The organism is Micromonospora sp. CA-248212 (genome assembly GCF_050948405.1).
In the GTDB taxonomy this organism is placed as follows: Bacteria; Actinomycetota; Actinomycetes; order Mycobacteriales; family Micromonosporaceae; genus Micromonospora.
In genome coordinates this window covers 340181-354468 of sequence record NZ_CP192023.1, presented here as the reverse complement: position 1 = coordinate 354468, position 14288 = coordinate 340181, and the positions used below count along the sequence as shown (strand labels likewise).

Annotated in this window: 9 protein-coding genes; 3 read left to right on the top strand and 6 right to left on the bottom strand. The window is 72.1% G+C overall.

Going from position 1 to position 14288, the window contains the following annotated elements:
• Positions 1 to 19: 19 nt before the first annotated feature.
• Positions 20 to 514 (top strand): GbsR/MarR family transcriptional regulator, encoded by a 495-nt coding sequence (locus tag ACQP03_RS01670; RefSeq protein ID WP_357133753.1) that lies wholly within the window; start codon positions 20 to 22, stop codon positions 512 to 514.
• Positions 515 to 580: 66 nt separating this feature from the next.
• On the opposite strand, the gene ACQP03_RS01665 is transcribed toward ACQP03_RS01670, so the two are convergent.
• Together ACQP03_RS01665 and ACQP03_RS01660 are read right to left on the bottom strand one after the other, a co-directional pair.
• Positions 581 to 1135, bottom strand: coding sequence for a response regulator (locus tag ACQP03_RS01665; protein WP_357133755.1), 555 nt, complete (start codon positions 1133 to 1135; stop codon positions 581 to 583).
• Positions 1132 to 5499 (bottom strand): HAMP domain-containing protein, encoded by a 4368-nt coding sequence (locus ACQP03_RS01660; RefSeq protein ID WP_357171609.1) that lies wholly within the window; start codon positions 5497 to 5499, stop codon positions 1132 to 1134. Before ACQP03_RS01660 ends, ACQP03_RS01665 begins: the two co-directional genes overlap by 4 nt.
• A gap of 251 nt (positions 5500 to 5750) precedes the next feature.
• On the opposite strand from ACQP03_RS01660, the gene ACQP03_RS01655 reads away from it, so the two are divergent.
• Complete coding sequence (locus tag ACQP03_RS01655; RefSeq protein WP_357133757.1) at positions 5751 to 7820, top strand: SpoIIE family protein phosphatase; 2070 nt, start codon at positions 5751 to 5753, stop codon at positions 7818 to 7820.
• 56 nt (positions 7821 to 7876) lie between these two features.
• Here the strand turns inward: ACQP03_RS01655 and ACQP03_RS01650 are convergent, their stop codons facing one another.
• Positions 7877 to 9235: an FAD-binding oxidoreductase gene (locus tag ACQP03_RS01650; RefSeq protein ID WP_357171611.1), complete on the bottom strand. Its 1359-nt coding sequence runs from the start codon at positions 9233 to 9235 to the stop codon at positions 7877 to 7879.
• A 96-nt stretch (positions 9236 to 9331) separates the two neighbouring features.
• Between ACQP03_RS01650 and ACQP03_RS01645 the strand changes: the two genes are divergently transcribed.
• Positions 9332 to 11428 (top strand): S9 family peptidase, encoded by a 2097-nt coding sequence (locus ACQP03_RS01645; RefSeq protein ID WP_357133762.1) that lies wholly within the window; start codon positions 9332 to 9334, stop codon positions 11426 to 11428.
• A 46-nt stretch (positions 11429 to 11474) separates the two neighbouring features.
• On the opposite strand, the gene ACQP03_RS01640 is transcribed toward ACQP03_RS01645, so the two are convergent.
• The 3 genes from ACQP03_RS01640 to ACQP03_RS01630 are packed head-to-tail and all read right to left on the bottom strand — an operon-like array spanning position 11475 to position 14232.
• A complete protein-coding gene (locus tag ACQP03_RS01640; protein WP_433459964.1) occupies positions 11475 to 13001 on the bottom strand; it encodes an FtsX-like permease family protein in 1527 nt (508 codons plus the stop codon).
• Positions 12998 to 13699, bottom strand: coding sequence for an ABC transporter ATP-binding protein (locus ACQP03_RS01635; protein WP_357133766.1), 702 nt, complete (start codon positions 13697 to 13699; stop codon positions 12998 to 13000). Before ACQP03_RS01635 ends, ACQP03_RS01640 begins: the two co-directional genes overlap by 4 nt.
• Complete coding sequence (locus tag ACQP03_RS01630; protein WP_357133768.1) at positions 13696 to 14232, bottom strand: PadR family transcriptional regulator; 537 nt, start codon at positions 14230 to 14232, stop codon at positions 13696 to 13698. The genes ACQP03_RS01635 and ACQP03_RS01630 overlap by 4 nt, the downstream gene beginning before the upstream one ends.
• Between the last annotated feature and the right edge of the window lie 56 nt (positions 14233 to 14288).

The following is a 14288-nucleotide window of genomic DNA, read 5'->3' as shown; positions in this document are numbered from 1 at the left end:
CCACACGGGAGGGGCAGAGATGGCAGCGGCCGACGGCCACGACCCGGTGCACCTCTTCGTCGAACGGATGGCCCTCACGTTCGCCGAGGTCGGCTTCCCCCGGATGGCCGCTCGGGTGCTGTTCACCGTGATGAGCGCGGACGATCCGCTGACGGCCGCCGAGATCGGCGAACGGCTCGGAGTCAGCGCGGCGGCGGTCAGCGGCGCGGTCCGTTACCTCACCCAGTTCGGCATGCTGATCCGCGAGCCGGTCCCCCGCTCCCGCCGCGACCGTTACCGGATGCCGGAGAACCCCTGGTACGAGGGGACCATCACGAAGACCGCGATCTACAAGACGTTCATCGACGTGGCCGAGGGCGGCATCGGGGCGCTCGGCGCGGAGACGCCGGCCGGCGAACGGGTGGCCGAGATGCGCGACTTCTTTATCTTCGTCCAGGAAGAGATCGACTCACTCGGCGAACGCTGGCGCGTCCGCCGGGCCGCCACCGGCCACCTCCGACCCGGCGAAGCCTGACCCGCAGGCCGGCGCCGCGAGCGTGAGCCGGCCCGGCCCCAGCCACGAGCTGCCGAACGCGGCTGGTCAGGCCGTGTTGCCCCAGCGGGCCTGTTCGAGGAGCCCGACTGCACGGTCCCGCGCCTCCCGGTCGTCCGAGCGCAGCAGGGTGGTGGCCTCGTCGACCGCGTCGGTGAGTCGCCGCCACTGCGCGTCGCGATCCCGCACCAGGTCCGACTGGGCGGCCAACTGCCGGGTCTTCACCCACAGCTCGACGAAGACCGACACCTTGGCCCGCAGCACCCACGGGTCGAACGGCTTGGTCAGGTAGTCCACGGCGCCCACCTGGTAGCCCCGCAGAGCGAGCTGGGCGTCCCGGTCGGCGGCGGTGAGGAAGATGATCGGCACGTGCCGGGTGCGCTCCCGGCGCTTGATGTGACTGGCCGTCTCGAAGCCGTCCATGTCCGGCATCTGCGCGTCCAACAGGATCACCGCGAAGTCGTCCACCAGCAACTGCTTGAGGGCCGCCTCGCCGCTCTCCACGGCCACCGACTGGACCGGCAGGCCCTGGAGGATCGCCTCCAGGGCCATCAGGTTCTCCCGGCGGTCGTCCACGAGCAGCGCCTTGGCCATCTGGGTCACGAAGTCTCCTCGGTGCGGCTGCCGCTGATCCAGGACGACATCAGCTCGATCAGGTCGTCGAGGTCGACCGGCTTGGTGATGTAGTCGCTTCCTCCGGCCGCGAGCGCCGACTCGCGGTCGCCCGGCATCGCCTTCGCGGTCAGGAAGACGACGGGGAGGTCGGCGAACCGGTGGTTACGCCGGATCTGACGGGTCGTCTCGTACCCGTCCTGGTCGGGCATCATGGCGTCCATCAGCACGATGTCCACCTCCGGATGCTCGGCCAGCAGGCGGACGCCGTCCGCCCCGTTGTCCGAGTACAGCACGGTCATGCCGTGCAGCTCCAACGCGCTGGTCAGAGCGAAGACGTTGCGCACGTCGTCGTCCACGATCAGCACCGTGGCCCCGTCCAGCTGCCGGGTGGCCGGCGCCTCCGGCCGCTCCGGCAACAGCTCCAGCGGCGGCATGAGCAGCGACGACGGCAGGCCGGCGCGCTGTGGCGACGGCGACTGCGGCGCGACGACCGCGTCCGGAGCGAGGACCTGGGGTACGAACAACGTGAACGTCGAGCCCTGGCCGGGCGCCGACGAGACGGTGATCGTGCCACCGATCAGTCGCGCCAGGTCCCGGCTGATCGACAGACCCAGACCGGTGCCGCCGTAGCGGCGGCTGGTCGTGCCGTCCGCCTGCTGGAACGCCTCGAAGATGATCGACAGCTTGTCGTCGGAGATGCCGATCCCGGTGTCGATCACCGTGAAGGCGATCACCTGCTGGGCGTTCGTCAGCGCGGGCACGTCGAACACCGCGTTCGGCGCGGCCGGCGCGATCCGCAACGTCACCGCGCCGTTGTCGGTGAACTTCACCGCGTTGGAGAGCAGGTTGCGCAGGATCTGCTGCAACCGCTGCGCGTCGGTCACCAGCGCCGGCGGCAGATCCTTGCTGACGCGTACCTGGAAGTCGAGATTCTTCTCCTCGGCCTGCGGCGCGAACGCCTGCTCGACGAAGCCGCGCAGCTCGGTGAAGCGGATCTCGGTGGGCTCGACGTCCATCCGGCCTGCCTCGATCTTGGACAGGTCGAGGATGTCGTCGATCAGCCGCAGCAGGTCGGAGCCGGAGCCGTGGATCGTCCGGGCGAACTCGATCTGCTTCGGGCTGAGGTTCTGCTCCGAGTTCTCCGCGAGCAGGCGGGCCAGCAGCAGCAACGAGTTCAGCGGCGTACGCAGCTCGTGGCTCATGTTGGCGAGGAACTCCGACTTGTACGCCGACGCCCGGGTGAGCTGCTGCGCCTTCTCCTCCAGGCCGAGGCGGGCCAGCTCGATCTCCCGGTTCTTGGTCTCGATGTTGCCCTTCTGCTCGGAGAGCAGGGTGGCCTTCTCCTCCAGCTCGGCGTTGGTGCGCTGCAACTCCGCCGACTGCTCCTGCATCTCGTGCGCCAGCCGCTGCGACTGGGCCAGCAGCTCCTCCGTACGCCGGTTGGCCTGGATGGTGTTGACCGCGATGCCGATGGTGAGCACCAGCCGCTCCAGGAACGACAGGTGCAGCTCGGAGAAGGCGGACACGCTGGCGAACTCGATCACCCCGAGCAGCTCCCCCTCGAACAGCACGGGGAGCACCACCAGGTCGGTCGGGGGTGTCTCGGCCAGACCGGAGCGCAGCGTGAGGCGGCTGTTCGGTGGGGCGCTGACCCGGATCGTCCGACGCGAGAGGGCGGTCTGCCCGACCAGCCCCTCACCCGGCCCGAAGGTCACGTCGTGCCCCCGCGCCACATAGCCGTACGACGAGGTCAACCGCAGCCGCATGCTGCCGTCGGTGTCGTCGGCCAGGAAGAACGCGCCGAGTTGCGCGTCGACCAGCGGCGTCACCTCGGTCATGATCATGCGGCAGACCTCGCCGAGGTCGCGCTGGCCCTGCAACAGGCCGCCGATGCGGGCCAGGTTGGAGTCCAGCCAGCCCTGCTCGGCGTTCTTCTTGGTCGTCTCCCGGAGGGTGACGATCATCTGGTTGATGTTGTCCTTCAGCTCGGCGACCTCGCCCTGCGCCTTGACGGCGATCCGCTGGGTCAGATCGCCCCGGGTCACCGACGTGGACACCTGGGCGATGGCACGTAGCTGGGTGGTCAACGTCGAGGCGAGCTGGTTGACGTTCTCGGTGAGGTCGCGCCAGGTGCCGGAGACGCCCTTGACCTGCGCCTGACCACCCAACTTGCCCTCGATGCCGACCTCGCGGGCGACCCGGGTCACCTCGTCGGCGAACGACGAGAGCTGGTCGACCATCGTGTTGACGGTCGACTTCAGCTCCAGGATCTCGCCCTGGGCGTCCACGGTGATCTTCTGGCTCAGGTCGCCCTTCGCCACCGCGGTGGTCACCGAGGCGATGTTGCGGACCTGGCTGGTCAGGTTCGACGCCATCGAGTTCACGTTGTCCGTCAGGTCACGCCAGGTGCCGGACACGCCCTTGACCTGGGCCTGACCGCCGAGCTTGCCCTCGGTACCCACCTCACGGGCCACCCGGGTCACCTCGTCCGCGAACGACGAGAGCTGGTCCACCATCGTGTTGACGGTCGACTTCAGCTCCAGGATCTCGCCCCGCGCGTCCACCGTGATCTTCTGCGACAGATCGCCCTTCGCCACCGCCGTCGAGACCTGGGCGATGTTGCGGACCTGGGCCGTCAGGTTCGACGCCATCGAGTTCACGTTGTCGGTCAGGTCGCGCCAGGTGCCGGCGACCCCACGCACCTGGGCCTGACCGCCGAGCTTGCCCTCGGTGCCCACCTCACGGGCCACCCGGGTCACCTCGTCCGCGAACGACGAGAGCTGGTCCACCATCGTGTTGACCGTCGACTTCAGCTCCAGGATCTCGCCCCGCGCGTCCACCGTGATCTTCTGCGACAGGTCGCCCTTCGCCACCGCCGTGGTCACCGAGGCGATGTTGCGGACCTGGCTGGTCAGGTTCGACGCCATCGAGTTCACGTTGTCCGTCAGGTCACGCCACGTACCGCTGACGCCCTTGACCTGCGCCTGACCGCCCAGGTTGCCCTCGGTGCCCACCTCGCGGGCCACCCGGGTCACCTCGTCCGCGAACGACGAGAGCTGGTCGACCATCGTGTTGACGGTGTTCTTCAGCTCCAGGATCTCGCCCTGCGCGTCAACGGTGATCTTCTGCGACAGGTCCCCCTTCGCCACTGCCGTGGAGACCTGGGAGATGTTGCGGACCTGGCTGGTCAGGTTGCCGGCCAACTGGTTGACGTTCTCGGTGAGGTCACGCCAGGTGCCGGAGACGCCGCGTACCTGCGCCTGACCACCCAACTTGCCCTCGATGCCCACCTCACGGGCCACCCGCGTGACCTCGTCGGCGAACGACGACAACTGGTCCACCATCGTGTTGACGGTGTCCTTCAGCTCCAGGATCTCGCCCTGCGCCGCCACGGTGATCTTCTGCGACAGGTCACCCCGCGCCACCGCCGTGGAGACCTGCGCGATGTTGCGGACCTGGGCGGTCAGGTTCGACGCCATCGAGTTGACGCTGTCGGTCAGGTCCTTCCAGGTGCCCGCCACGTTCGGCACCTCGGCCTGCCCGCCCAACTTGCCCTCGGTGCCCACCTCGCGGGCCACCCGGGTCACCTGCTCGGCGAAGAGCCGCAGCGTGTCCGTGAGGTAGTTCATCGTGGCCGCCAGCTCGGCCACCTCACCGCGCGCGCTGACCGTGATCTTCTGCGACAGGTCGCCCTTGGCCACCGCCGTCGCCACCTGCGAGATCGACCGCACCTGGCCGGTCAGGTTCGACGCCATGGTGTTCACCGAGTCGGTGAGGTCCTTCCACGTGCCGGCGACACCCCGCACGTCGGCCTGGCCGCCCAGCTTGCCCTCGGTGCCCACCTCACGGGCCACCCGGGTCACCTCGTTGGAGAACGACGAGAGCTGGTCGACCATCGTGTTCACGGTGCGCCCGATCCGCAGGTACTCACCGCGCAGCGGCCGACCGTCGATCTCCAACGCCATGTGCTGGGACAGGTCGCCGTCGGCGACCGCCACGATGACGCGGGCGATCTCGGTCGTCGGCCGGCCCAGGTCGTCGATCAGCGAGTTGATCGCCCGCTGCCCCTCCGCCCAGGAGCCGTCCAGCCCCTCGTCATCGAGCCGCTCGGTGAGCCGACCGTCCCGACCGACGATCCGGCTGATCCGCCGCAGGTCCAGGTACTGACGCTCCTGGACCGAGACCACCTCGTTGAAGGCGTCCGCGACCTCGCCCGCCTTGCCGGCGCGACGGGGCAGCCGGACCTTCAGATCACCGCGACGAACCCGTCGCAGCGCCTCGGTCAGCTCATCGAGGAGCGCGTCCTGGTCGGGCGCGGACGGATCCGCGTACGACTGCTTCGCCGTGGTCATGATGCCTCGCTCACCTGGGGGGGTCCGTGCCCGTACAGACACACCGGCACCCCATATTGTGCCCGCGTCGGCCGTAGTGCCAGGGTGCGCGACCCGCCGATCGAACCCGTCGGCCCCCGGGATCCTCGCGGCGGTACCCAACCGGACACAGAAGTCGCCCAGTGGCGCTCGTCACGTTGGAGACGCCGCGCCGCCCCCACCGATCACCGATCCGCTTGGCACCCGGCCGGGGGACGGTAGAGGATACGGGGGTGTCAGCCGAGGCGGGGCCCGCGACGGCCGGGGCCCGGAACGGGGCTGTCCGGCGTGTCCGTCTGCCCGCCGACCGCCGTACGCCCGCCGCCGCCCGCGCGGTCGTCCGCTCCGTCCTGGCCGAGGCGCACCTCGACGACCTGGTCAACGAGGCGCTGCTGCTCACCACCGAGCTGACCACCAACGCCGTCGAGCACGCCGGCACCGAACTGGACATCGAGGTCGTGGCGGACGATGTCGGGCTCTCTGTGACCGTCTCCGACTTCGCGCCCAGCTCCGGCAACGACGAGCTGACCGTCGGCACCCGCAACGACACGGCGGAGATCGACGAGGTCTCCGAGCGAGGTCGCGGACTGCTGCTCGTCGACCACTTCGCCAGCCGCTGGGGCACCACGTACCTGCCGACCGGCAAGGGCGTCTGGTTCCGCCTGGACCGGCCCGGCACCGAGCCGGGCGCCGGCGCCAGCGCCGGCGGCACGTCGGTGGCCGCCGGACCCGGGGCCGGCGACGGCTCGGCGCCGAGCGCGGGCGCGATGAGCGAACTCATGCAGACCGCCCCCGACATGTACGCGGACGACCCGCTGCCGGACTTCGCCGCCAGCCTGCTCAACCGGGTCGCCGAGATGGTCGGCGCGGCCGGTGGGGCCGTCCGCCTCGACCGGGGCGACGGGCAGGGCCGACAGTTGTTGGCACGTTTCGGCCGGCAGCCCCGCCCCGACAGCGAACTGCTCCGGGTGCCGCTGACCGTGCACCGCCCGTACGCCGGGGAGTTGGAGCTGGACGCAGCGCCATCGGCGTACGCCCGCCCGTTGGCGGTGCTCACCGCGGAGCGGCTGTCGCTGCACCTGGAGAACGACCGGCTGCGCCGGGCGGACGTCCGCCGGCAGGCCTGGCTGACGTTCCTCGCCGAGGCCAGCGAGCTGCTGGCCCAGTCGCTGGACGTCGAGCTGACCATGGCGTTGATTCCGCAGTTGGTGGTGCCCCGCCTGGGCCAGTGGTGCGCCGTGCACACGACCGACGAGTGGGGGCGGCTGCGGTTGGCCGCGACCAGCCACGCCGACGAGTCGGTGCTGCCACAACTGCACCGGGTGCTGGCGGAGACCGGCCCGGATTCCATCCAGGCCCGGCTGCGGGAGGCGTCCCGGAGTGCGGCGCAGATCCCGCTCGGCGGCCCGATGGAGGGCTTCGCGGTTCCGCTGATCGCCCGCGGCCAGCGTCTCGGCACTCTCGCGGTGGGCCGGCACCAACGGCACCGGCACGACCCGGACGAGGTGGCCGTCCTGGAGGACGTGGCGCGGCGGGCCGCGCTGGCGATCGAGAACGCCCGGATCCACGCCGAGCGGCGACGGGTGGCGCAGACGCTCCAGAAGTCCCTGCTGCCGCCCGTGCTGCCGGTCGTGGAGGGCATCGGCTTCGCCGCCGAGTACGTACCCACCGGCGATGACGCCGAGGTGGGTGGCGACTTCTACGACGTGGTGCCGCTGCCCGACGGACGCTGGCTCGTGGTGATCGGCGACGTGTCGGGCAAGGGCGTCCAGGCGGCGGCGGTCACCGGGCTCGTCCGGGACGTGATCCGGGTGCTGGTGGGTGACGGCAAGCCGTTGCCGGAGGCGCTGGCCCGGCTCAACGAGACGCTCGTCGAGCGGGGCGGCGGCCGGTACTGCACGTTGGCACTGGCCGCGGTGGGGCCGGGCGACGGCGACCACCTCGACGTGTCGCTGCACCTGGCCGGGCACGACCGGCCGGTGCTGCTGGCCGGCGCGGGTGGCGCCCGGTTCGTCGGTGCCGGGGGCACGGCGCTGGGTCTGCTCGACACCATCACCTCACCGACGACGGAGATCACGCTCACCCCCGGCGACTCGCTGATCTTCTATACCGACGGGGTCACCGAGCGGCGGCACGGTCGGGAGCTGTTCGGCACCGACCGGCTGCGCGACGCGGCGGCGCCGCTGGCCGGCTACTCCGCCGACGTGGTCGCCGCGCGCCTGCGCGCCGCCGCCATCAACTTCTCGGTCGAGCCACCCCGGGACGACATCGCCGTCCTGGTGCTCCGCAACGACGCGGTCTGACCGGCGCAGGCTCACCCCGCCGGCGTTGCGTCACGTCCGCACCGGCCGGGGCAGCCTCACAGGCCGCCGGGGAGGCGGCCGGGGGCGAGGCGTCGCTCCGGGTCGAGGTGCTCCTTCGCGGCGCGGAGCTGGACCAGGCCGGCCAACTCTCCCCACAGGTCGACGGCCTGTCGGACGGCGGCCGGGGCGGAGACGACCACGCAGCGACCCTGCCGGGCCAGCAGCACCCCCCGGACGGCGGCCAGGATGGACGCCACCCGGTCGGGTGGCACCGCGCCGGGCAGGGCCGCGTGCACCACGCCCAGACCGGCCGAGCCCCGCACCGGCACGGGAGCGCCGGCCGCGTCGCGCAGCGCGTACACGGCGGCGTGCAGATCGCTGATCGGCACCTCCAGCCGTAGTGCCGTGTCGCCGGGCGCGAAGGGGTAACGACGCCACCACGGCGGTGCCGAGTGGGTCACGGTCGCCTCGCCGTGCAGCAGGCCAACCAGCCGTTCGGCGCGTTCGTTCACCTCGGCCGGGCCGCCTTCGAGCAACACGACGAGGCTGCCCGCCCGGGACGGGGCCCCGGACCGGCCGGACATCGACGGGTGGCGCTCGCGGGCGGTGGCGGACGGATGGCCCGGCGGGTACACGCTGCGTGGCCGGGGCAGGCCGCCGGGCAGGTCCAGCTCGATGGCCGCCGGGTCGAGGCGGGCGGCGAGGATCGACCGGATCAGCTCGTGGACCTCCAGCGGGGTCCACACCGGCCGGGACACCCACAGCCGGCTGGCGGGCACCGGCTGCACCCGCAGGCTCGCCGAGACCAGCACGCCGAGCGCGCCCTGCGAACCACAGAGCAGCCGGGCCAGGTCGAGCCCCGGCGCGCCGCCGCCGGCGCTGACCAGCTCACCGTCGGCGGCCAGATAGCGGACGCCGACGAGCTGGTCGCACGGGCTGCCGTGGCGGTGCCGCAGTGGACCGGCCTCCCCGGCGGCGAGCACCCCGCCGAGGGTCGCGCCGGGCGAGGGAGCGTCCATCGCGAGCCGCTGCCCGGTGCGTTCCAGAGTGGCCTGTACCGCCCGCAGTGGAGTGCCCGCGCCCACCTCGACCACGGGGGCGCCCACCGGCTCGTGGCCGATGCCAGCCAGCCGACCCGTGTCGAGCAGGATGTCGACCTGCGTCGGGGTGGCACCCCAGTCGATCTTCGTGCCGGCGCCCCGGGGCACCACCGTCAGATCGTGGACGGCGGCCAGCCGCAGCACCTCGGCCGCGGCGTGCGGCCCGCCGGGCACCGCCACCCAGCGCGCGGGCCGCCCGGCCACCTCGTCGGCCGAGCCGGCGAGTCGGGCGAACGGCGGACCGCAGATCGCGGTCAATCGCCGGGTGATCTCGAGGGCTCCGGACCGGCCGAGGGAACTCGCTGCTGCCGCCATGCCGGCAATCGTACATGTGTACGAAAGACGGGGTGGGGATGTTCGGGATGCCGCTGGTCCGGCACGGAGGGTGAGTCGGCCGGTAACGTGGCCGCCGTGACCACCGAGACTGCCCCGCCCGCGGCGAAGCGGGTGCCCACCGAGCGCACCCACCACGGCGACACCGTCGTCGACGAGTACGCCTGGCTCGCCGCCAAGGACGACCCGGAGACGATCGCCTACCTGACCGCCGAGAACGCGTACACCGAGGAGCGCACCGCGCACCTGGCCGCCCTGCGGGCGGAGCTGTTCGAGGAGACCCGCCAGCGCACCCGCGAGACGGACCTGTCGGTGCCCACCCGCAAGGGCGGGTACTGGTACTACACCCGCACGATCGAGGGCCAGCAGTACGGGGTGCACTGCCGGCGCGCGGTCCGCGACGGCGAGTCCGAGCCACCGGTCAGCGCGGACGGCGCCCCGCTCGACGGCGAGGAGGTGCTGCTCGACGGCAACCTGCTGGCCGAGGGGCACGACTTCTTCTCGCTGGGCGCGTTCGACGTCAGCCCGGACGGGCGCTGGCTGGCGTACTCGACGGACTTCTCCGGCGACGAGCGCTTCACCCTGCGCGTGAAGGACCTGAACACCGGCGAGCTGCTGCCCGACGAGGTGCCCGACACCTTCTACGGCACCGCCTGGTCGGCCGACGCGTCGGCGCTGTTCTACGTGACGGTCGACGACGCCTGGCGGCCGAACCGGGTCTGGCGGCACACCATCGGCTCCGCCGCCTCCGACGACGTGGTGGTGCACCAGGAGGACGACGAGCGGTTCTGGGTGGGCGTCGAGCTGACCCGGTCGGAGAAGTTCATCCTCATCGACATCCACAGCAAGATCACCAGCGAGGTGCTGGTGATTCCGGCCGGCAACCCCACCGGCGCGCCGGCCGTGATCGCGCCCCGCCGGCAGGGCGTCGAGTACGCGGTGGAGCACCACGGCCACCGTTTCCTGATCCTGCACAACGACGGCGCGGAGGACTTCGCGCTGGCGTTCACCTCGGCGGACACCCCGGGCGACTGGGTTCCGCTGATCGAGCACACCCCGGGCACCCGGCTGGAGGCGGTCGACGCGTTCGCCAACCACCTGGTGGTGTCCCTGCGTACCGACGGCCTCACCGGCCTGCGGGTGCTGCCGGTCGGCAGCGACGACGGGTACGACATCGACTTCCCCGAGCCGCTGTACAGCGTCGGGCTGGACGCCAACCCGGAGTACCGCACCGGGCAGGTCCGGTTGCGCTACTCCTCGCTGGTCACCCCCGACTCGGTCTACGACTACGACCTGGTCACCCGGCAGATGGTGCTGCGCAAGCAGAAGCCGGTGCTGCCCGGGCCGGACGGCCGGCCGTACGACCCGGCCGAGTACGAGCAGCACCGCGACTGGGCGCTCGCCGACGACGGCACCCGGGTGCCGATCTCGCTGGTCTGCCGGGTCGGCACGCCCCGGGACGGCTCGGCGCCCTGCGAGCTGTACGGCTACGGCTCGTACGAGGCCAGCATGGACCCGTGGTTCTCGGTGGCCCGACTGTCCCTGCTGGACCGGGGCGTGGTCTTCGCCGTGGCGCACACCCGGGGCGGCGGCGAGCTGGGCCGACGCTGGTACGACCAGGGCAAGATGCTGGCCAAGAAGAACACCTTCACCGACTTCGTGGCCTGCGCCCGGCACCTGGTCAAGGCCGGTTGGACGGCCAGTGACCGGCTGGTGGCCCGGGGCGCGTCGGCCGGCGGCCTGCTGATGGGCGCGGTCGCCAACCTCGCTCCGGACGCCTTCACGGGGATCGTGGCGCAGGTGCCGTTCGTGGACGCGCTCACCTCGATCCTCGACCCGTCGCTGCCGCTGACCGTCACGGAGTGGGAGGAGTGGGGCAACCCCCTCGACGATCCCGAGGTGTACGCGTACATGAAGTCGTACACGCCGTACGAGAACGTCACGGCGGTGGACTACCCGGCGATCCTCGCGGTGACCAGCCTCAACGACACGCGGGTGCTCTACTCCGAGCCGGCGAAGTGGATCGCGCGGCTGCGGGCGACCGCACCGCAGGGCGACTACCTGCTCAAGACCGAGATGGGCGCCGGGCACGGCGGCCCGAGCGGCCGGTACGACGCCTGGCGCGAGGAGGCGTTCATCAACGCCTGGATCCTGGACCGCCTGGGCCGCGCCTGAGCGGTCCGGCCTGGCCGTGCCGGCGGGCCGCCGCCGGCACGGCCGCTCAGGCCGTCCGCAACTCGTCCACCGCCGTGCTCACCCGCAGGAAGAGCAGGCCGACACCGACCGTCACCAGCACCGCCGCCAGAGCGCCGGCGCCGAGCCAGGCCAGGTGCTCCAGCGGTACGGCGACAGTCCGCTCCTGCGCAGCGGTCGGCACGAGGTGGGTGTACTGGTCACGGGTGGCCGGGTCGTCGCAGAGCGCCGCCGTGGCGTCGCACACCGTCGTCGACGATGTGCTCGTGGTGACGCTGGGAAAGAGTCCCCTACCGAGCAGCACGCCGACGGTGAGCGCCAGCAGGATCGCCGGCACCGCAGGGGCCAATGCCTGCCAGGCCACCGATCCGCTGAGCGTGCTGCGGGGCACGCCGGTGGCGACCAGCGCCGCGTACGCGCGACGGCGGGCCACGATTCCCTCGACCAGCGCGACGAGCAGACCGCCCGCCGCGATCAGCACCGCGACGGCGACTGCGGCGTCGACCAGGTCCATTGTCGACAGGTAGAACGGGTTGGCGCCGCCGTCGTCCACCCCGGCGAGACGGTTCTGTTCCCGTTCCAGCGCGGCCTGGGCAACGAAGTAGGCACGCTGGACCGCCGCGCCGGCACCGAAGATCATGGCGGCCAGCAAGGCGGCGAACGTCCGGCTGCCCGCCCACGGGTCGGCCATCAGCCGGCCCGCCGCGAGTAGCGCCGCCGCGCCGCGGGCATGTCGGCGCAGCAGACGCCCGCAGGTGTACGAGATCCAGCCGACGCCGACGACCACCCCGATCATCGCGGCGAGCCCGCCCGCCAGGAAGAGCAGGGGCACCAGCCAGCCCCGCACCACGTCGTTCCCGTCGACCCATCGGAGCATCGGGCGCGTGGCCGCGAAGCAGGCCAGACCGAGGCCGATCAGCACTCCGGCCCAGGGGCGTGGACCCCGCTCGCGGGCGGCCTTGCGACTGACCCCGAGCGGGCTCGTCGTGACGGTACGCAACATGAGGGCGGTGGCCAGCGCCGCGATCACCGGCAGACCCAGCACCACCGCGGCCAGCGCGCCGACCGAGGGCAGCACGTCGGTGGGCAGCGCCAACCGGCCCTGGTCGTCCGGCCGGTGCAGCAGCTCGCGGCCGACCAGGTAGACGCCCAGCCCGACACCGGTGCCGAGCAGGCTGGCCAGGCCGGTCTCCAGCACCGCCAGTCGGGTGACCTGACCGGGGGTCGCGCCGGCCAACCGGAGCGCGGCGAGTCGCCGGTCCCGGGCCGGAGCGCCGAGCCGGGCACACTGGCCGGCCAGTGCCAGCACCGGTACGGCCAGCATCAGCAGCGCGAAGGCGGTCCCGCCGCGCAGTCCCGGTTCACGCAGCAGCGCGTTGCCGTACTGCTCGGACTGCGCCCAAGCGTCACCGGCCGGTTTCTGGATCGCGAGCACGGTGAGCGCCGCCAGCCCGGCCAGCGCCGCCAGCAGCGCACTGAGCGCGGTCAGCACCACGCGTGCCGTGTCGGTGCGGTTGCCGGCCAGCGCGAGCCGTACCAGCGTCGCCGGCCTCACCGTGCGCCGCCCGCCAACGGCACGTCCAGCCCCAGGCCGGTGTGGTCCACCAGGCCGTCGCGCAGCACGATCTCCCGATCGGCGTACGCGGCGATCCGCGGCTCGTGGGTGACCAGCACGACGGAGGTGCGTTGCTCCCGTGCGAGCCGGACCAGTTGGGTGAGCACCTGCTCGCCGGTGAGCGTGTCGAGCGCGCCGGTCGGCTCGTCGGCGAAGAGCACCCGCGGCTCGGTGACCAGTGCCCGCGCCGTCGCACACCGCTGCTGCTGGCCGCCGGACATCTCGCCGGGCCGCAGGTCGGCCAGGTCGGCCACCCCGAACCGCTCCAGCCAGGTGAGCGCGGCCGTCCGCGCCTCTCGCCGCCCCGTGCCGGCGAGGAGCAGGGGCAGCGCCACGTTCTCGGCCGCCGTCAGCTCGGCCACCAACTGCCCGAACTGGAACAGCACCCCGAACTCGGTACGCCGTAGCCGGGACCGGGCCGCCTCCGACCAGGTGTCGAGCCGGTGGCCGCGCCAGGTGACCTCGCCCGCGTCGGGCCGGAGGATCCCGGCCAGGCAGTGCAGCAGGGTCGACTTGCCGCAGCCACTCGGCCCGGTGACCGCGACGATCTCGCCCTCGGCCACGTCGAGCGTCACACCGCGCAGGGCGGGCGTCGGGCCGTACGCCCGAACCACGCCGCGAGCCTGGAGTTGCGTCACGCGTGCACCTCCCGGTGCCAGTCGGCGACCCGGCCCAGCGTGGTGTGCAGCCACCGCAGGTCGGCGTCGAGATGGGCGATCGCGAAGTCGGCCGCGACCACGTCGTTGAGGGTGGCGGCCGGGTCGGTCTTGACCGCCGTCAGCTCCCGCAGCCGCGCGGTGTGCGCGGCACGCTGGGCGACCAGGTACGACCGCGCCCGGTCGACGTCGGCGACCAGCAGCGCCACGACGACCTTGGCGAAGAGCGTGCTGGCCACGTACGGCATCGGTGACTCCACCGTGGACAGCCACCGATCCAGGGTGGAGCGACCCTCGTCGGTCAGCGCGTACGCCGTGCGGTCCGGCCCGGAGGCGCGGTCCTGACCGGCGGCGGCCACCAGACCGTCCCGTTCGAGGCGACCGAGGGTCGCGTAGACCTGCCCGAAGGCCAACGGTCGAGCCCGGGGCAGCCGCTGGTCATGCGCACGCTTGAGCTCATACCCGTGCCGACTCCCCCCAGCCAGCAACCCAAGCAGAACATGCGGCGTAGACACCGCCCCACTATTCACCCAGCGAATACCCCCGTCAACACCCCCCCACCCCCACCCCC

Bases quoted from the DNA above. Each gene is read 5' to 3' on its own strand.
- ACQP03_RS01670 (WP_357133753.1), top strand. From the start codon at position 20: ATGGCAGCGGCCGACGGCCACGACCCGGTGCACCTCTTCGTCGAACGG.
- ACQP03_RS01650 (WP_357171611.1), bottom strand. From the start codon at position 9,235: ATGGCGGCAGCAGCGAGTTCCCTCGGCCGGTCCGGAGCCCTCGAGATC.
- ACQP03_RS01660 (WP_357171609.1), bottom strand. From the start codon at position 5,499: ATGACCACGGCGAAGCAGTCGTACGCGGATCCGTCCGCGCCCGACCAG.